Source organism: Vibrio sp. MM46 (assembly GCF_027587135.1).
Lineage (GTDB): Bacteria > Pseudomonadota > Gammaproteobacteria > Enterobacterales > Vibrionaceae > Vibrio > Vibrio harveyi.
Map to the genome: position 1 here is coordinate 104,707 of NZ_JAPPTO010000001.1, position 19,471 is coordinate 124,177.

Annotated in this window: 18 protein-coding genes; 9 read left to right on the top strand and 9 right to left on the bottom strand. The window is 45.8% G+C overall.

Annotated features, from left to right (window positions below; all coding sequences use genetic code 11):
- The first annotated feature begins 59 nt into the window (after nt 1–59).
- Nucleotides 60–1,982 carry a S9 family peptidase gene (locus OH459_RS00445; RefSeq protein ID WP_269984627.1) on the top strand — a complete coding sequence of 641 codons (1,923 nt, stop codon included), beginning with the start codon at nt 60–62 and terminating at the stop codon, nt 1,980–1,982.
- Between the two features lie 234 nt (nt 1,983–2,216).
- Entirely contained in the window at nt 2,217–2,990 is a 774-nt protein-coding gene (locus OH459_RS00450) for a siderophore-interacting protein (protein WP_269984628.1), read from the top strand.
- A gap of 69 nt (nt 2,991–3,059) precedes the next feature.
- On the opposite strand, the gene OH459_RS00455 is transcribed toward OH459_RS00450, so the two are convergent.
- The 3 genes from OH459_RS00455 to OH459_RS00465 form a co-directional block, all read right to left on the bottom strand.
- Nucleotides 3,060–3,929 (bottom strand): LysR family transcriptional regulator, encoded by an 870-nt coding sequence (locus OH459_RS00455; RefSeq protein WP_050925373.1) that lies wholly within the window; start codon nt 3,927–3,929, stop codon nt 3,060–3,062.
- 68 nt (nt 3,930–3,997) lie between these two features.
- Nucleotides 3,998–4,510 carry a GNAT family N-acetyltransferase gene (locus OH459_RS00460; protein ID WP_005447287.1) on the bottom strand — a complete coding sequence of 171 codons (513 nt, stop codon included), beginning with the start codon at nt 4,508–4,510 and terminating at the stop codon, nt 3,998–4,000.
- Between the two features lie 188 nt (nt 4,511–4,698).
- Nucleotides 4,699–5,496: an arylamine N-acetyltransferase family protein gene (locus OH459_RS00465; RefSeq protein ID WP_269984629.1), complete on the bottom strand. Its 798-nt coding sequence runs from the start codon at nt 5,494–5,496 to the stop codon at nt 4,699–4,701.
- A 291-nt stretch (nt 5,497–5,787) separates the two neighbouring features.
- On the opposite strand from OH459_RS00465, the gene OH459_RS00470 reads away from it, so the two are divergent.
- The 3 genes from OH459_RS00470 to OH459_RS00480 all read left to right on the top strand — a co-directional run bounded on the left by OH459_RS00470 (nt 5,788) and on the right by OH459_RS00480 (nt 9,355).
- Nucleotides 5,788–6,936 carry an S-(hydroxymethyl)glutathione dehydrogenase/class III alcohol dehydrogenase gene (locus tag OH459_RS00470; RefSeq protein WP_005447284.1) on the top strand — a complete coding sequence of 383 codons (1,149 nt, stop codon included), beginning with the start codon at nt 5,788–5,790 and terminating at the stop codon, nt 6,934–6,936.
- Between the two features lie 188 nt (nt 6,937–7,124).
- Nucleotides 7,125–7,964 carry an S-formylglutathione hydrolase gene (gene fghA / locus OH459_RS00475; protein ID WP_009701302.1) on the top strand — a complete coding sequence of 280 codons (840 nt, stop codon included), beginning with the start codon at nt 7,125–7,127 and terminating at the stop codon, nt 7,962–7,964.
- 200 nt (nt 7,965–8,164) lie between these two features.
- Nucleotides 8,165–9,355 carry a BamA/TamA family outer membrane protein gene (locus tag OH459_RS00480; RefSeq protein ID WP_269984630.1) on the top strand — a complete coding sequence of 397 codons (1,191 nt, stop codon included), beginning with the start codon at nt 8,165–8,167 and terminating at the stop codon, nt 9,353–9,355.
- Between the two features lie 49 nt (nt 9,356–9,404).
- Here OH459_RS00480 and OH459_RS00485 read toward each other — a convergent pair whose 3' ends face one another.
- A complete protein-coding gene (locus OH459_RS00485) occupies nt 9,405–9,773 on the bottom strand; it encodes a DUF805 domain-containing protein (RefSeq protein WP_017189737.1) in 369 nt (122 codons plus the stop codon).
- Nucleotides 9,774–10,049: 276 nt separating this feature from the next.
- Between OH459_RS00485 and OH459_RS00490 the strand changes: the two genes are divergently transcribed.
- The 3 genes from OH459_RS00490 to OH459_RS00500 are packed head-to-tail and all read left to right on the top strand — an operon-like array spanning nt 10,050 to nt 12,020.
- The gene (locus OH459_RS00490) at nt 10,050–10,511 is read left to right on the top strand and encodes a hypothetical protein (protein ID WP_005447276.1); all 462 of its coding nucleotides are present in this window, start codon (nt 10,050–10,052) and stop codon (nt 10,509–10,511) included.
- A 2-nt stretch (nt 10,512–10,513) separates the two neighbouring features.
- Nucleotides 10,514–11,605, top strand: coding sequence for a GGDEF domain-containing protein (locus OH459_RS00495; protein WP_005447275.1), 1,092 nt, complete (start codon nt 10,514–10,516; stop codon nt 11,603–11,605).
- A gap of 10 nt (nt 11,606–11,615) precedes the next feature.
- The gene (locus OH459_RS00500) at nt 11,616–12,020 is read left to right on the top strand and encodes a hypothetical protein (protein ID WP_045486053.1); all 405 of its coding nucleotides are present in this window, start codon (nt 11,616–11,618) and stop codon (nt 12,018–12,020) included.
- A gap of 87 nt (nt 12,021–12,107) precedes the next feature.
- Here OH459_RS00500 and OH459_RS00505 read toward each other — a convergent pair whose 3' ends face one another.
- From OH459_RS00505 to yidD, 3 genes are all read right to left on the bottom strand, one after another.
- Entirely contained in the window at nt 12,108–12,905 is a 798-nt protein-coding gene (locus OH459_RS00505; protein ID WP_269984631.1) for a Cof-type HAD-IIB family hydrolase, read from the bottom strand.
- 150 nt (nt 12,906–13,055) lie between these two features.
- Entirely contained in the window at nt 13,056–14,021 is a 966-nt protein-coding gene (locus OH459_RS00510; protein WP_005447272.1) for a DUF3137 domain-containing protein, read from the bottom strand.
- 31 nt (nt 14,022–14,052) lie between these two features.
- Nucleotides 14,053–14,403, bottom strand: coding sequence for a membrane protein insertion efficiency factor YidD (gene yidD / locus OH459_RS00515; protein ID WP_079401627.1), 351 nt, complete (start codon nt 14,401–14,403; stop codon nt 14,053–14,055).
- Between the two features lie 511 nt (nt 14,404–14,914).
- Here yidD and OH459_RS00520 point away from each other — a divergent pair.
- Nucleotides 14,915–16,594 carry an RluA family pseudouridine synthase gene (locus tag OH459_RS00520; protein WP_047514471.1) on the top strand — a complete coding sequence of 560 codons (1,680 nt, stop codon included), beginning with the start codon at nt 14,915–14,917 and terminating at the stop codon, nt 16,592–16,594.
- Nucleotides 16,595–16,807: 213 nt separating this feature from the next.
- Here OH459_RS00520 and OH459_RS00525 read toward each other — a convergent pair whose 3' ends face one another.
- Nucleotides 16,808–18,148, bottom strand: coding sequence for an MATE family efflux transporter (locus OH459_RS00525; protein WP_269984632.1), 1,341 nt, complete (start codon nt 18,146–18,148; stop codon nt 16,808–16,810).
- A gap of 210 nt (nt 18,149–18,358) precedes the next feature.
- A complete protein-coding gene (locus tag OH459_RS00530; RefSeq protein ID WP_009696617.1) occupies nt 18,359–19,381 on the bottom strand; it encodes a LacI family DNA-binding transcriptional regulator in 1,023 nt (340 codons plus the stop codon).
- Nucleotides 19,382–19,471 lie beyond the last annotated feature (90 nt).

A 19,471-nucleotide genomic window follows, 5' to 3' on the forward strand; every position in this document is an offset into this window, starting at 1 on the left:
ATTCATTCTGACCGACAAGCACGATGCTGACAGGTCCGTCACACAAGGAGCGTTATACAATGCGTACTCGCAAGCTTATTCTTGCTGCCGCTTTTGGTCTACTACTCGCGGGTTGTAGCCAAACTTCAACCACGACGACTGCCGAAGTTATCCCACCGGAATATCCCGTAGATTACTTCTTCCGTAATGCTGAAGTCTCTAGCTACCAAATCTCCCCTGCTGGAGATTACATTTCAATGATGAAACCGTGGCAAGACCGTAAAAACGTATTTGTTCATCCAGTTGGTAAGTCAGAGGATGTGAAACGTATTACGTCAATTACTGGTCGTGACATCGCTTACTACTACTGGGTTGGTGATGACACCATTATTTACTCTCGCGATACGGGCGGTGATGAAAACTTCTATCTCGTAACGGTCAATGTCAAAACGGGTGAAGAGCAAACCATCACACCTACATCTGGCGTAGTGGCTTATGTGATCGACACTTTAGAAAGCCAACCAGATGACATTCTTATCACGACCAACGAACGTAACCCGCAAGTGTTTGATGTTTATCGTCATAACTTAAAAACGGGTAAGAACACGCTTGTGGCTCAAAACCCAGGGAATGTGCGTTACTGGGGTACAGACCACGATGGGAACATCCGCGTGATTTCAACTTCAGACGGCGTAAATACAGCGGTTCTGTACCGTGATACCGTGGATGAAGAGTTCCGTCCATTAAAGAACCTCACCTTCAAAGAAGACTTCTCTCCAATCTCATTTACACCAGATAACAAGAACCTGTACGTTGCCTCACGTATCACTCGCGATAAATCAGCGATCATCGAATATGATGTGAAGGCTAATAAAGAAGTGCGCGAGATCTTCTCTCACCCAGAAGTGGACGTCACCAGTGCAAGTTACTCAAATGCACTCAACAAGCTCACAACGATCTCTTATGTGACAGACAAACGTCAGTACCATTTCCTTGATAAAGGTTATGAAGAGACTTTTGAGCGTCTGCAAGAAAAGCTACCGGGAGTTGAAATCTCGGTGAACAACACCACTCGCGACGAGAGAAAAATGATCGTCGTGACCTACAGCGACACCGACCGTCCTAATTACTACTACTACGATCGCGATTCAGACCAACTTGAGAAGTTAGCTGCAAACGCACCTTGGCATAAGCCTGAAGACATGGCGGAGATGAAGCCAATCACATATACCGCTCGTGATGGTGAAACCATCCATGGCTACTTAACGTTACCAAAAGGCCGTGAAGCGAAAGACTTGCCACTGCTTGTTCTGCCGCACGGTGGTCCTTGGGCTCGCGATCACTGGGGCTTCCAACCAGAAGTTCAGTTGTTTGCAAACCGTGGTATTGCCGTTCTACAGATGAACTTCCGTGGTTCAACAGGTTATGGTCGTGAATTCTGGGAGAAGTCATTTAAGCAATGGGGTCAGTCGATGCAGGATGACATCACTGACGGCGTTAAATGGGCGATTGACCAAGGCTACGCACAAGATGGTGAAGTATGTATCTACGGCGCATCCTACGGTGGTTACGCCACATTAGCAGGTGTGACGTTCACGCCAGACCTATATAAGTGTGGTATCGACTACGTTGGTGTGTCCAACCTCTTTACTTTCATGGATTCCATTCCACCATACTGGGCACCATTCCTAGCTATGCTGCATGAGCAAGTTGGCGATCCGAATAACCCAGAAGATGCGAAGATGATGAAAGCATACTCACCAGTATTCCATGTTGACCAAATCAAAGCTCCATTATTGGTTCTACAAGGCGCGAAAGACCCACGTGTAGTGAAAAGCGAATCTGACCAAATCGTCAATGCTCTTCGTGAACGTGGCGTCGAAGTAGAATACATCGTGAAAGAGAATGAAGGTCATGGCTTCCGCTCTCTTGAAAATCGCCTCGATGGTTACCAAGCGATGGATCGATTCTTGAAGACACATTTGTTAGAGCAAACGCAATAAGCAACCTCTCTCATTCTACCAAGGGCACTTCGGTGCCCTTTTTTATTCTTTAAACCCAAATCTTATAAACATGGATGACGAAGTGTTCATTCGGGCGAGGTCTGTCGGAATTAAATCGCCGATTTTCACATCAGAGTGTAAATTTAGATAAAGACGCTATCTGCCTTACTAAGATACTGTTAATCTTAGATGAGAAAGAGAATAGTTATCAAACGTAGTGAAATGTGAATTAAAATGAAAAAGAAACCACAACCAAAAAGCCTCGTTGTTATCAACACACAAACAGTAACGCCCAACATGCAGCGTATTACCCTGCAAGGCGAAGCACTAGGCAACTTTCCACAAGATTGCGAAGGCAGCTACATCAAGCTGCTGTTCAACGAAACAGGCGGTACTGACATCCAAGGCTTTTCTGAAGAAAACCGTCCAGTTATGCGTACCTACACCATTCGTCGCTTCGCTCCACAAGCATGCACGATTGAAGTCGACTTCGTTCGCCATATTACTAAAGACCTACAATGTGGATTTGCAGCGCGCTGGGCGATGTCCGCTAAAGAAGGCGACACCATCAACATCGCCGGTCCTGGCAGTATCTCGAACCTAAACACTGAAGCCGACTGGTTCTTTATGGCTGCGGATATGACAGCGTTGCCAGCGCTATCAGCGAAGATTCGCACTCTGCCAGAAGACGCAAAAGGCTATGCCGTGATCAGCGTGATTTCTGAAGCGGATATCCAAGCTCTCGAAGCACCAGCAGGTGTGGAAATCCATTGGGTCACCGAGCAATCACTCGAAGATAAAGTCCGCGCACTAGAATGGAAAACGGGTGAAGCAGCAGTGTGGTGTGCTTGTGAGTTCGACTCAATGCGCGCGCTACGCCAATACTTCCGTAACGAAAAAGAAGTGGAGCGCGAAAACCTTTACCTCAGCAGTTACTGGAAACAAGGCGTATCAGAAGATGGTCATAAGGTCATCAAACGCGAAGATGCCGAGCTAAACGAACTGTGATTTCAGAGCGCAAAAAAAGCTAAGTAACAAGATTTGCTACTTAGCTTTTAAACACATAAATACCTATTTCTAACTTAGGCTCTCAGCCAAGAAATCAATCAGCAGACGAACTTTAGGTGAGAGGTTACGGTTTTGCGGATAGAGCGCCCAAATACCTTCGCGATCGTCTCGGTAATCGGTTAACACTTCCACCAGCTCGCCATTGTCTAACGCCTCTTGCACGTAATAGTCTGGCAGTTGTACCAAGCCTAAGCCTCGTTTCGCTGCATCCACCAAGGCAAAACCACTGTTGCACTTAATACGACCAGAGACACGCAGAGACTTCTCACGTTTTTGCTCTTTGAAGTGCCAATAGTCAGCGGTACCCACCAAGCATTGGTGATGACTCAGTTCAGACAAGGTATGCGGCTCACCAGAGCGCTCTAAGTAAGCGGGACTAGCACACACATACAGCTGACGCGATGAAAGGCGTTTAGCGATCAAGCTCGAGTCTTGCAAGCGTCCCAAACGAATCGCCACATCGACACCTTGCTCAATCAAATCGAGCTTTTGGTTAGTAAGAATCAGATCGAGATTTACTTGCGGGTACTTTTCTAAAAACTGGTGCAGCAGCGGAGCAAGATTCATTTCCCCATAGGTCACGGGCGCAGTCACTTTGAGCACACCTTTCGGTTCGGCTTGCATCTGAGTTACCGCCAACTCAGCTAACTCTAACCCTTCCACAAGGTGCTTACACTGTTGGTAATAAAGTTGACCAGCTTCAGTTAACGACACTTTACGCGTAGTACGATGAAGCAATTTCACTGCTAAGCGTTCTTCTAACGCTGATACACGACGGCTGATTTGCGCGACCGATGTTTTGAGCTTATTGGCTGCGCCGGTAAAGCTGTTGGTTTCTGCGACGGCGACAAATTCGCTGACGCCTTCCCAATTCGCCATGATTTTGATCCTATGGAATTCAATTTATTACGTATTCTCACACAAAGTTAATCGCGGAGAAAACCCGTTTAAAAAGGATAGCCGACTAAATGAACCGTCTGTTGCGGCCAAATAATTTTCAGAGAGCATACCATGGTGTCATCAGTACTGACCCAATGATTTGGGGCAACTTTTATCTTCAAATTATTGATGGGCGTATAACCACTGGATCGATAAACTGGCGTGCGACCAAATAAAACAGAAAATGCGTCGCCTCGCTCCAATGCATCCTGATGAACCGCTTCCAACAAGATTTTCACCAGCCCTAACCCGCGAGAACCGGGGTCAACACAGACTTCTGCAATACCACTAATGGGAAAAGATTGATCATCAATCATGACTTGTTTTTCGTGTACGGCAACATGGGCAGCGAGTTTATCGCCATCCCAAATTAGATAGCGGTGACGAGGTATTTCATTGAAATAACGTTGAGTTTGAAAGATTTTGTCTTGCTCCTTGGTGAAGCAAGTGGACAGCAAAGCTCTTAACTTAGCATCGAGTTCTTGGGTGACCTCATCATCAAGCAAGTATTCAAAGCGCATGATTTACCTCATTTATTCTTCAAGGTTAAAAGTAAACCTTTGAAAACTCACTTACTGAGATATAGCGCAAATAAAAAAAGCGCAGGTTGAGCTGCGCTTTCCATTTTTGAGCCGATAAGTAAGGAAATTAAGCGTAACGCGATGCTTGAAGTCTCATTTCGAGCACGATTCCCCCTCAGTTACGACTCTTACACTGGCTTTAAAGATGAGTAATCAGCATCAAGAGCGATACCAAAATGGGTTTTAAGCGCAGATAGATACGTTTCTCCCGCTTCCAGCTCAATCTCAACGACCTCACCATTTGCTCGGTACTTTAAACTGCGATTGAACAAAGTAATGATGCCGCTATCTGTCGCCAACGCCGCAACTCGACTCGAAGTGAAATGGGAATTTGGTGAAGTCGATGTGTAGTGATTGCCGCATACGATGTCACCGTCAAATACGTGTTCAAAGTCTAAACTATACAAATCAATCCATTGCTCAGGGTCATCATAGGATTGAACTTGCAACATATAGCCAACTAACTCATGTTCGATAAATCTGAATGTTTGAAGATCAGTGTGAATATCTTGGTTGAGTACAAAGGGTAGTGGTGCGCGTGGCGTGTTAGAACCGAACCCCACATCAACGATCCACTTATCTTCCCCCATGGTCACCAAAGTGAATTGATGCGTTCGACCTGATGGTGTGCCAGACAAATGAACGCGCCCCAACAACGGTCGTGCATCAAAGCCGATGGTTTTCAGTACATTCAAAAGTAATGCATTCAATTCATAGCAATAGCCACCACGCTCGCGATAAATCAGTTTGTTAATAATGTCTTGTTCAGCAACTGAAATGCCACGCCCAAGCGCAATATCAAAGTTCTCAAAAGGCAAACGACGATGCTGAGCATTGTGTAGTAATAACAAAGTATCAGTATTGATATTCAGCGATTGAGAGATACCCACTTTCTTTAAGTAGGCTTGAAGATCTGTTTGGTTCATACCCATTCCAATTCAACGTTTTTACGGTGGCAACAACACTAAACCCTCAACTGCACTTGAGGTCAAACACCAATGCGATTTTTGTCATTCTTCTTAACCTCACTCGCACTAACAATGACGTTATCGAACTAATTATTACACATACGTAAAAATCATTTTCAATTTAGCCGGATTATCATTTTTCATGAAACACCTAAAATGGGCACCAACAAAACGACGCAGCGCAGTGAACAAACCTCAACTACGCTTATGACGTCACTCCATATACTGAGAATATAAAGGAAACATCCAATGTCGCTTGAAATCAAACCTGGTCAAACTCACATTAAATCAAAAGCAATGGTTGCATGGGCTGCTGGCGAGCCACTTAAAATGGAAGAAGTTGATGTACAACTTCCAAAAGCGGGCGAAGTGCTAGTACGCATCGTAGCAACTGGTGTTTGTCACACTGACGCATTCACACTATCAGGTGACGATCCAGAAGGTATCTTCCCTTCAATCCTTGGTCACGAAGGTGGCGGTATCGTTGAAATGGTTGGCGAAGGCGTAACAAGCGTTGAAGTTGGCGACCACGTTATCCCACTTTACACCGCTGAATGTGGTGAGTGTAAGTTCTGTAAATCTGGCAAAACTAACCTATGTCAGGCAGTTCGTGAAACTCAAGGTAAAGGTCTAATGCCAGATGGCACAAGCCGTTTCTCTATCAACGGTGAGACTATTTTCCACTACATGGGTTGTTCTACTTTCTCTGAGTACACGGTTCTTCCAGAAATCTCACTAGCGAAAGTAAACAAAGAAGCACCACTTGAAGAAGTTTGTCTTCTAGGTTGTGGCGTAACCACTGGTATGGGTGCGGTACTAAACACAGCTAAAGTTGAAAAAGGCGACACAGTTGCTGTATTCGGTCTAGGCGGTATCGGTCTTTCTGCAATCATCGGTGCTCGTATGGCTGGAGCAAGCCGCATCATCGGTGTCGACATCAACGAAAGTAAATTCGACCTAGCGAAACAACTTGGTGCTACAGACGTCATCAACCCAATGAAGTTCGACAAGCCAATCCAAGACGTTATCGTTGAGATGACAGACGGTGGTGTTGATTACTCATTCGAATGTATCGGTAACGTAAACGTGATGCGTCAAGCACTTGAGTGTTGTCACAAAGGTTGGGGTGAGTCAGTAATCATTGGTGTTGCTGGTGCAGGTCAAGAGATCTCAACTCGTCCATTCCAACTGGTAACTGGTCGCGTATGGCGCGGTTCTGCTTTCGGTGGCGTTAAAGGTCGCTCTGAGCTTCCAGAAATCGTAAACCGTTACATGGCTGGCGAGTTCGGTCTACAAGAATTCATCACGCACACTATGGGTCTACAAGACGTGAACGAAGCGTTCGAACTGATGCACAAAGGTGAATCTATCCGTACCGTTCTTCACATGGATAAATAATCCAAGGTAACGGTTCACGTAATGTGACTGATATTTGAAAATTTGAAACAGGCTCTCTTCTCTCTTGGACACGTTTTCTTTTGGGAAGAGAGCTATCCGCTGTCTTTAACGGTCTTGTCCACCGTTAAAAATCATTGTTTTAAATACTCACAGTTTCAAACAAACATTGTTTTATCGAGAGATTATCCATGACCATTGAAAGCCTAAGCCAAGCCAAAGTATTCGGTGGTTGGCATAAACAATACACACACGAATCTCGCGCTTTAAATTGCAACATGCGCTTTGCGATCTTCTTGCCGCCAAATGCAACCAAATCAAACCCAGTGCCTGTGGTTTACTGGTTGTCTGGTTTGACGTGTACTGATGAGAACTTCATGCAGAAAGCCGGTGCGTTTCGCATGGCTGCTGAGTTAGGTATCGCCATTGTGGCACCGGATACTAGCCCACGTGGTGACGACGTTGCAGACGACGAGAACTACGATTTGGGGAAAGGCGCGGGTTTCTACCTAAACGCCACTCAAGAGCCGTGGTCGCGTCACTACCACATGTACGATTACATCACCCAAGAGCTACCTGCGATCATTGAAAGCAACTTCCCTGTCTCTGACGTGAAGTCGATTTCGGGTCATAGCATGGGTGGTCATGGTGCAATTACCATTGGTTTGAAGAATTCAGATCAGTACCGCTCAATTTCTGCTTTCAGCCCAATCAGTAACCCAATGCAATGCCCTTGGGGTCAGAAAGCGTTTACCGCTTACCTAGGCACCGATATTGAAAGCTGGAAACAATACGACGCAAGTGAATTACTCAAACAAGCGAAATCACCATTGCCAATCTTGGTAGACCAAGGTGATGCTGATAACTTCCTTGCTGAGCAATTGAAGCCTGATGCGTTACTGGCGGCAGCAAAAGCTCATGATTCTGAAGTTGAACTGCGCATGCAGCCAGGTTACGACCACAGCTACTTCTTTATCTCTAGCTTTATCGCTGAACACTTGAACTTCCACGCTAAGTACTTATTTGCTTAACCTTGGTTGTGACATTAGAAAAACGATAAAAAACTGAATGGTTAAATATACAAAGCCACCCACTTATTGGGTGGCTTTTTGCGTTTTAAAAACACTCACCTTCTCTTTACAAAACCACCATTGCAATTGCTCTGATTGGTGTCTAACTTGTAAGGGAACGCTATTCGCTTACTAGGGTCCATAGACCCGAATAGGACCCTATGAAAAAACCATCGTCAGTTATCATTAGTACCACCTGTTTCAGCTTTTTGCTCGCCTCTCCAATGGCTCAGGCAATCAACTTTTTTGATCCCATTGATGGGCAATTGGACATGGGAGAATATCTGGCTGAAAACGCTTATGGATTTCTGCCCGTCCCGATAGTGATTACCGAGCCCGCCGTGGGCTATGGCTTGGGCTTCACTGGCGTGTTTTTGCATGAATCCGATGAGCAACGGGAGAAAAGGCGCAAACTGGCAGAAACCTCTCTCGATGGTGGTGCGCAGCTACTAACACCAGCCATTACTGCAATCGGTGGTTTTGCCACCGAAAACGGCACTTGGATGGGCTTCTTAGGGCACCGCCGGACGTGGGCGCAAGACACGGTGCGTTACCTAGGTGGAGTGGGTTATGGCGACTTCAATATGACCTTCTATCCGCAATCCACCTTGCCAGGCTTAGATAGCGTCTTTAACGGCAAAGGGTTGGATTTTGAAATAACTGGCGGTGGCATGCTCAACCATCTTCAATACCGCATTATTGATGCTCCGCTGTTTATCGGTGTGAAACAGCTCTATTTCGTCACCGATCAGAAAATCACCAACTCCCCTGTTGCCGATAAGTTATTGCAAACCCTGACCAATACCTCTCCGACTACCTCTGGATTGGGTCTGACACTGGAATGGGACAGCAGAAACAACTTCTTTAGTCCGACGCAAGGCTACAACTACAAAGCCGAATACCTTTGGTACAACGACGCGATTGGCAGTGATTACGAATACGAACAACTGGATGTGGAAGGCATTAACTATTGGGAGTTAGCGGATCGATGGTCGCTAGCGCTACGTGGTCAATACAAATCTCTTTACACTGACGAACGCTTTTTACCACCAGCGTCCTATCCAGACATTGAACTGCGTGGCGTTGCGAGAAATCGTTATCAAGGGGACGAGACACTGTCAGTCGAATCACAACTGACCTATCAGTGGAACACGCGCTGGTCGACGAATGTTTTCGGCGGCTTTGGCTACGCTTCAACCGAAGCATCACTATTCGAAAACAACGCCGAATACGCTTACGGCATGGGCTTTCGTTACCTCATCGCTCGTCGTTATGGTCTGCAAGCAGGCATGGACTTCGCCTTTAGCGATGAAGACAGTGCAGTGTATTTCCAAGTGGGCTCAGGCATCTAAACCCACTTATACCCAGTAACTTCAAGATGCTGGATTCAGAGCCAAATCTCTACTCATGCTTCGGGTTCGCACCATATTGGTTCGAGCCTTCTTCACTGTCTTGGATGAGAAAGTACAGCAGCACTAAGACACCAATGATGGGCACAAAAGCGATCAACGCCCACCACCCAGTTCGTCCTGAGTCGTGTAAACGCCGCACGGTAACCGCAATCGATGGGATCATAATGAACAGGGCATAAATCACACCAAAGAAGCCAAAATTGTCCATTTGCATCACACTGCCGATCACTCGATCGATGATGCCCATCACTAAATTGACCAACACATTCACTAACGTAAAGTACCAATACTCTTGGCGTCTAGCCCTACCACTAAAGTTGGAGTAATTGAGGATGACCCTGTAGTACCAATCAAACATATCGCTTCTCCTAATGAGATGAAAGTGTCGCGAAAGTTAGACAACGTGAGGCAAACTGCACACAAAATAGACTAAATAATGTATTCATCCAATAGTTCTATTTTTAACTATGTCATTAACCTTGACGTATATTCCACCAACGGTTACTTTTCACCCATAACGTATTATATAAATCCATCAAGTTGGCTCTATTATTAATAAATAACCGAAATTTCTGCGGATCGGTGTAGTGACGCTATCCCGCCGAAACAAGGGCAATAAATCAAAGGGCACAAGATGAGAAAAACAGTGGCACTCGCTTTGCTTTTGTTTGCACCGACACTTTTTGCAAACACGATACAGTTTAGCAGTCCTGAGAAATCCGATGTTGTTGTGGCATTAAAAGACCTAGAGTCATTGCCTCAAACTACCTACACCACCAAACTACCTTGGCTCGAAACGCCAGCCGAGTTTGAAGGTGTTAAGTTAAGCATCCTATTACAAAATGCATTTGGACAAGTACCCCAGCGCGTTGAAGTACGTGCATTGAATGACTACCACTCCGATTTATCTCGTGAAGATATCCTTCGTTACCAGCCTATCGTGGCGTACAAACAAAATCATAAATACATCAAGATCCGAAACAAAGGTCCCTACTGGTTGATCTATTCTATAAATAAATACCCAGAACTAGACATTGCCCCATACCATTCGCAAATGGTCTGGCAAATCAACAGGATCAGCGTGAAAGAAGAATAACAATGAAGGCGAAACCCCATCCTACAAAACAAGGTCCATTTTCGACTAAGAGTAAGTTATTATTGTTGATTTTTTCATCGACATTGCTGCTCGCCAACATCGTATTATTGAAAGAAACCCGAGCACTTACCCAAAGCTACTCTGCCCAACAAAACCAAGCGACTTGGTTTTTATTTCATTTATCTAAAGAGTTATCGGAATTAGTGGGTGAAGCGCGTCGGCTCAATGAGAGCGTGATGAACATTGATGGAGCCGAGCTGCAATATGAGTTAGCTTGGAGCCGTTTTGATTTGCTGATCAACAACAAAGAAGCGGACTCTTTCCTATCAAGAGAAGAAGTACGCGTGTACTTTGTCTCTCTATTCGATAAATTTCAACAACTCGAACCCATCTTAGTTGAAGCCAAAACAGGCAGCAGCGTGGCTGCTAATCAGTTTTACCGCGCAACGCAAAATCTATACATGGAGATGATTGACTACGTCACCCAGAACTTCCGTGTTGCAAGCCCGCTTTATCAGCAACAGCAAGTTCGTGCGTACAATTTACTGCAAGCGCAATACATCTTGTTGGGCATTTTCGTACTTACCGTGGCGCTGCTGACCTACTTCTATAAGCAAGAATCGAAGTTCCACAAACAACTCGCGTTAAGTGATCCACTGACGAATCTTGCCAACCGCAGTGCTTTGTTTCTCGATTTACATCGCAAGGAAGAAACCAAAACCCCGTTTTCGCTGCTCCTACTCGATCTGAACGGCTTTAAGAACATAAACGATACGTTGGGACACCAAGCGGGTGACATCGCTTTAATCGAGATAGCAAAGCGCTTAAACGACATGGCATTGGATGACTTTACTGTCTATCGCATGGGTGGTGACGAGTTTGCCGTAATCATCAACACAACCGACGAGAACAAAATTACCGAAGCAACGCACCACGTCCATGTAGTGTTTGAGAAACCGATTCTCGCCTCCGACCAAGCCGGAGCCCTATCCACCAGTTTAGGTGCAGCGAGCTACCCGCAAGATGCCGACAACATTGACTTCCTAATCAATTTAGCGGATAAGCGCATGTACAAAATGAAATTCCAACGTTAAACGGATAACCATGATGAAAAATTTCATGCGAGCGGTGTTATTACTGCTAGTGATCGCGCTTGGTGTGTTGGCTTGGGTCTTTATCCCATCCCACGAGACAGTGGGCGCACAAACCCTCAAAGAGGCGCTCAACGACAACTACACACTAGTCGGTCATCGCATTCACTCTACAGACCCTGACGCGGGTAACATGTTCGGTTACTTTGTTGTATACAAAGGCGCAAGCACCGAAGACCTAGAGCCGTTTTTGGTAACTTCTGACCAGTTTATTCGTATGGAGCAAACCAGCGACAACATGCTAACTCTAACCGTGAATGGTCGTATTTACCGTTATCACAATGATTTGTGGGTAGAAAACCCAGATGGCAAGCTACAACACTGGTTTGTAAGTGCGACAGCGAAATACGTACGCTAACTTATACCTGTTTGAGCCTTAGACAAACAAAAGCCCCGCTCATCAAATGGCGGGGCTTTTTTATGCTTGAGATTCGCTAAGCGGCGATTAAAGCACTTTTTCTTTGATGACCTTCATCACACCCGAATCACGGTTACTTGGTGCTGAGAAGCGCGCCACTTTTTTTACTGCTTCATGTGCGTTTTCCATCGCATAGGAATGCTCACTCACTTGCAGCATTTCTAGGTCATTGAGGTAATCACCAAACGTCATCGTCTCTTCAGGACCGAAACCCATGGTTTGTTGAAGGTGCTTGATCGCCGCCCCTTTTGACGCTTCTGCGTTCATCACATCAAGCCAGATCTTCGCACTCACCACCACTTGATGACTGTGACCAAACTTCTCACTCATTGTAGGGAATACCAATTCTTCTGAGCCACCAAAGTGACAGATTGCGACCTTGATAAATTCGTCCTCTACTGCCAGCAAATTCGGCACGTATTCACAACGGTGGTAGTATTTCTGGAACTCTTCTAACGCTTTTGGATCTTTGGTTTCGATGTAAGCCGAACGCTTACCACACAGTACAAGGTGTGTGCCTTCTACCGCACGTGCCGCTTTTACTATCTCATCGATTTCCGATTTCGGAATGGTGCAGCTATAAAGCTCTTTGTCTTGGTGCATCACCAAGGTGCCATTTTCTGCCACGTAAATCATACGGTCTTGAATTGGCGCAAACGTATCACGCAAACTGTAGTACTGACGACCTGACGCTGCGGAGAATAAAATGCCCTTCTCTTCAAGCTGTAAAAACAGATCAAAAAACTCTGGGTCTAGACGACCATATTGGTCAAGTAAGGTGCCATCCATATCGGTGGCGATGAATTTGATGCTAGCTTGTGACATGACTTTAACTCAAAAGTGAAGCAGCTCAGGTCACTCTTTGAATGAAAACAAGCTGCAAAAAATAGTCACGCTAAGGTACAGGATCTTGGATGAATCTCAAGCTGAAATCACCGAGTCTTTACCGAGTTTCAGCTTGAGAATAACAGGGGATTACGCCGTTTCTACGACACTATCAGGCTCCATCATTGGTCGCATAAGATCTAAACTGCGAACCGTGCCAATCAAGAAATCCAACTCACGATAAATCTCCGCGACCGCTTCAAACTCACCCGCAGGTTCATCCAATTTAGGCTCAAACAGCTCTTTCCAATGCGAGATGGCAATGTAGAGCTTTCCGTTTACTTGAGAAAGCGACAAGCTAGAAAACTCACTTTCACGACGAAAAGTCAGCACACGCTCAATCAATTCATCCGTTAACAATTGCTTTGCCGTGTCTAAATCGTCGCTATACACTTCATACTGCTGGTCAAATTCTGGATTGCCCAGCCGGACTCGTTTACCTATTTGAATCTTGAAGAAGCTATCCCACAACTTTTCGCGCAAGGTTGGCGTATCATCACGATCAGTCAGCACAAAGGTGCAAATGTCTTCATTCATCGGAACGTCGATTTCGCAAAACAGCCCCGCAAAAAATACGTGATGCTTACTCGAACTGTCACTTCCAGAGCTGATGAGCTTTGATGCTTGAATCTCAGACATCACCACTTTGGCTTCACCGATGGTACCTGAAATAAAATCATCACTTTCGAAACCATCACAGCGGTCTAAGTACAAACCACTACGTTCAAAGGTATCTTTGTCAAGCTTGCGGCTTGGGTCCCAAGTCAGTGAAGGCTCAATGTGTGCCAACAAACTCTGCATAATGTATTGCTTGTAGGTTGTACGATACTCATTGTGCTTTTTGTTGAAGTAAGCCCAACCGCCGAGCAACAATGCCAAGAGCACAAACATGGTAGCGAAGGTGGCAATATCAAAAGCCACTGCTCCAAAGAAAACACACACCGCGACACCAAGAAACTTGCGGCGACGAAGCGCTTCTAAACGTAAAGCTTCCAGCGGTTCGAGCTTATGTCGCAAATCATTTTCAAACAGAGTTTTGAGTTGATCAGTGGTCATCACATTCCTTTTTATTTACGTACAGAGTCCATTACCAACAATTGCAAGGTGAATCATTGCCACCGCTACAGGCATCACTCGGGACGCAATCCAAAGAGTTGCATCCCATATCCGTTACACAAGATGAGTCTTTGTTCTTACGCCGCTTGCGATTACGGGAAGGTTCCTCAGTTTGAAGACGCTGATGAGCATGTCTACAGCGTGTAAACTGGTCTTGAACACTGGTATAGCTAGAAAACACGCCTTTACGTTGAATTATTTTGCTGATGGCTGCAGAACAAGAATCCGTGCCGTAGTACACCGCATGAGCACAACGGAACCCTTTGTGTGGGGATAAATAGCGTTGATAAAATCGTATCAATGCCAACACCAGTTTCGACATGCTTTTCCTTTTGCATCTAATAAATCATTCGAGAACAACGCTCTTTCTTATACCCAAGTAACCTCGAGATGCTAGGTTCAGCGAGAATGACTTGGTTTGTAGACGCGGCGACGATTTAAAGATCTAGTCACTCTAAATCAAGAATCGGCAACAAAGTATACAAGCCAAGACAACTCGCCCTTCGGGAGCGTGTCATTGCCCCGATTTCTGCGTCAAACAACTTGGAAAGAGCTGGCTATTACACGGTGTTGTTTTCCTTGAACTCGAATCAATGACAATGCTCTGAATCCTGCATCTTGAAGTCACTTGGGTATATCAATCAAAACAGTACATCACTCAAATTAATCATTTCAAACGCAATCCTAATTTCTGCGTTCTAAGCGATGAAAATCATTGAGATAAGGAGTCATAGCGAGCCGATACCGTCAGCCCAGGAGCGCCTTCGAATAGCAATCACAGCCAAAACAGGTACAATCCGTGCTCGATTTTTATTTCGCGCGGACTCACTCTCATGCACTCGCCTGAACAATGCTTTACTCGATTTTCTGCAGACATTTCTGGCTATAACTTGCCAGCGCAGTTTACGTTTCCGTTCTACTACACCCCTCACCCATTGTGTGTATTGGCTGCCGAGCAATTACAGCAGCACCTCATGACACAAACTGACTTTGAGCACGATTTTGGTCTTGAGGATGAGCAAAGTGGACGCGGTAAGATGTTCGGTGTTTTGCTAGTGCGTAATCCACAAGGTGAGATTGGCTACTTCAGTGCGTTCTCTGGCAAGATTGCCGATCAAAACTTGCTCCCTGGTTTTGTTCCACCCGTATTCGACATGTTGACGGAAGAAGGTTTCTTTCGTGGCGAGACAGATGCTATTAACGCGGCGAATGCGGAATACAAAGCCTTTGCTGCTAATCCAGAACTGGCACAACTGAAAGCAGAAATTAAAGCCGACCGCGAAGCGTATCAACAAGAAGAGAATGCCCAGCGCCAAGTGATGATTACCGGTCGTGCAGAACGAAAACAGCAACGTACGCAAGGCGAGCAAACCTTAAATCCAGAAGATCTAAAAGCGCTACTGGATGATTTGGGTAAACAAAGCGTTGCTGAGAAGAATGTGCTCAAGTACCTCAAACAAGCTTGGAACGAAAGGCTGGCAATCAAAGAAGCACGCTTAGCCGAGCTAGAACAAACACTGGCAGGGCTCAAAGAGCAGCGCAAAGATTTGTCTAATGCTCTACAACACAAACTGCATAAGCAATACCGCTTCTTGGACAACCGCAACGCAGAGCGCGACTTGGTGGACATTTTTGCTCCTACTACCAATCCAGTACCACCAGCCGGTTCTGGTGAATGTGCCGCTCCGAAACTGCTTCAGTTCGCATACAAGCATGGCTACCAACCACTAGCATTAGCTGAGTTTTGGTGGGGCGTATCGCCGAAATCGGAAGTGCGCCAACACAAAAAGTTTTACCCATCTTGCAACAGCAAGTGTCAGCCGATTTTGGGGCACATGCTGCAAGGCTTGGATGTGGAGCCAAACCCATTGGCAGAAAATTGGGCAGAAGATAAAGAGTTAGAAATACTGTTCCAAGATGAAGCCATGGTGATCGTCAACAAGCCATCGGGTCTGCTTTCTGTTCCGGGTAAAACTATCAAGGATTCCGCGTACACACGTCTTCAAACAATGTTCCCAGATGCCGAAGGACCATTTGTGATTCATCGCTTAGATATGGCGACTTCGGGGATTTTGGTGTTTGCTTTAACCAAACGCGCGAACAAGAGCTTGCAAAAGCAGTTCATTACACGCGGCGTACAAAAGCGTTATATGGCACTGCTTGAAGGTGTATTAACTGAGCCTGAAGGTGAAATCTCGCTCCCTATGCGTGGCGATCCAGATGACCGTCCACGTCAACTTGTGTGCTTTGAGCACGGTAAACCTGCCGAAACTTACTGGCAACTGATTGAAATAAAAGACGGACGCAGCAAGGTGTACATGTACCCGAAAACGGGGCGTACCCACCAATTGCGTGTACACAGTGCCCACCACATGGGCTTGAACATGGCGATGGTTGGCGACGGCTTATATGGCGAGAAAGCCAACCGTCTGCATTTGCATGCAGAGATGTTAGAGTTGGATCATCCGTACAGCAAGGAGCGTATGTGTTTCCAAGCAGAGTGTGAGTTTTAAAGTGACTCTACGTGAAAAGCAGATAGCAAAAAGGCGCTGAGTTACAGCGCCTTTTTTACGTTTAGAGCAAGTAAGAGATTCCCGACTGCGCTCCTCCGTCGCTATCGGGAATGACGCGTTATAGAGTTAGGTTTCCAATCACCATAACTAAACATTGTCATTCCAGAATCGAGGAACGAGATGTCTGGAATCTCTGGTTTTTATGAACGGAAGTTAACTGACTTTAAACTTCGTCCACACTTGAGAGCGCCAGCGTCTTGCCATAATGATACCGCGCACCCATTCATCTAGAGCAATTGCCATCCAAGCACCAATCACGCCATAACCCATGTGAATGCCGAAGATGTAAGAAAACACCACACCTAATCCCCACATGCTCAGAATACCCATCTGTACGGGGAACTTGATGTCGCCCGCCCCCTTGAGTGCCGAAATGAAGATCAGGTTAAACACGCGTCCTGCCTCGAGCACGATTGACCCCATGACCAATGCGCCCGCCAATGCCAAGATTTCTGGCTGATCGGTAAACACGCTCAGAATCTCTTCATGGAATAGGTAGATCAAACACGTCGCTGCTGTTGACGCCGCAAAGCCAATCAAAAAGTAGATCTGCACGCGTTTCAAAATGCTGGTCACCCAACCTTTGCCTATGTAGTACCCTGTCTGGATTTGCGCTGCCTGACCAATCGCGAGCGCAAACGCGAAAGAGAAACGTGCGATGTTTTGCGCATAGGTAAATGCCGCTAGCGAAGAGGTACCCATTTGCACCACAAAGTACACGATGCAGATTTGCGCCATGTTGTAAGACAGTACTTCGCCCGCGTTCATGCCACCGATTTTTAAGATCTTTTTGTAGACCTCTTTCGGAACTTGTTTGAGCTTAGACATTGGCAATTCAATACTGCTGCGTTTCAAAATCACGCCTAATAGCAAAGTACCGATCACTTGGCTGACGACAGTCGCCACCGCAACGCCTTCAACGCCATACACAGGCAAACCAAAAGGCTGATACAAAGCAAGGTAGTTACCAATGATATTGAATACACCAGAGATAAGGTTCACCACCATTGGTGAGCGTGAGTAACCATGGCTGCGCAGAATTGTGGTGAAGACGATACCAATCGTCACGTTGAACGTCATCGCACCGCTGATCAGCAAGTATTCTCTTGCGTATTGCTCAACCTGCGCCTCTAACCCGTAGTAAGGTAAGAAGAACACCGCACCGATCACAGCAAGCACACTCAAAAATGCACCAACAATAACGGACAAAACTACGCTGGCAACGCCAACATCAACGGAGTCTTTCTCACGCCCTGCACCGTTGTATTGCGCGATCAAGATGCCCGTGCCACTACTCACAAAGGTGGATACGATGATCAGGAAGAACGTGAGCTGCGTGATAACCCCAACCGCAGAGACGGCTTTATCCGAGTAACCACTCAGCATGAATACATCACTGGTTCCTAAAGCCGTCCGTAGCAATATTTCGACAAGTATCGGCCAAGCCAATGCCACGATAGACATACGCTGGTTGATATTCTGGCTTTTAGGCATGAATTGAGACCTTTCCTACAACTAAAAACTGCCCCACAGAAAACTGTGAGGCAGTTCAAAAAATTAGATTTATTAGAATTTGGACATTTCGGCAATTGAACACTTAACCACCAAAATGCAGGCGCGAATTCTAGACGGAGTTTGGTCACAAATACAACAAAATTTCGTCGAGTTTCGGAAAATATTTTCTAATGCATTCGACGGATTGCCTTAGCTTGACTGACGAAACTTTGAAGCGGTAGATTGACGAACAATCAACTCAATAGGTGGCAAACGCACCTCGTGTCTCTCACCACTCAATAAATTAAGAATGGACTCTGCACTGAGCGCTCCGACTTCTTCAATTGGCTGACGCAACGTGGTTAATGCTGGCGTAAAATACTGTGAGGTCGGCAAATCATCAAAACCGATCACGGATACATCTTCTGGTACACGAAAACCATGGTCATGCAGAGCTTTTATTGCTCCATAAGCCGTTTGGTCATTGGCAGCAAACAACGCGGAGAAATGCACTTTAGATTCGATCAACTCAACGGTTTTGGCGTAACCGGACTCACTGCTGAAGTCGCCTTGCTTAACCAATTTTGGTAGCACTTTAATGCCAGCCTCTTGCAGTGCGTTCTTGTAGCCAACAAAGCGAGCAACGGCGTCTGGTTGATTCAAAAGCCCTTTAATATGCGCGATATTCACGTGACCTTGCTGCATCAAATGCAGTGTCGCCATATATCCACCCAATACATTATCTATATTTATGGATCGAACCTTATCGCCAATGACATTGTATCCAACCGCAACAACCGGAATTCGCTCTGCATATTCCAGTATCTGCGCTTCCGTCAAACTGCCCGTTACAATGATGACGCCATCGACATTACTCTTCGCCAAATACTCCAAAGCATGCGATTCCAATGAACGCTGCCAATGTCCCGTCGCAATCACCAACGAGTACCCCTGAGCATTCAGAACCTTTTCCATATCGTTAAGGATACGACTGGTGTGCGGACTTTCTGGATGTTGGATAAGAACGCCAATCGTCATGGAACGCGTATTGGTGCCTTGTCCCATTTGATAGTTCGGCTTATAGCCCAGTGACTTGATCGCTTTCTCTATGTTTTGGCTTTTATCGTCCGAGACAAAAGTTGTACGGTTGAGGAAACGTGAAACGGTGCTCGGTGATACCCCAGCCAACTTAGCCACATCGTAAATAGATGCTGCTCTTTTTTTCTTTTTCATTGTAGGAATTTTCCCAGCAAGCTAATAACAAAAATATAAGTTGCGCCGGGGAACGCGACAACGTTTGGATATGGGAAATGAGAGCTAGAT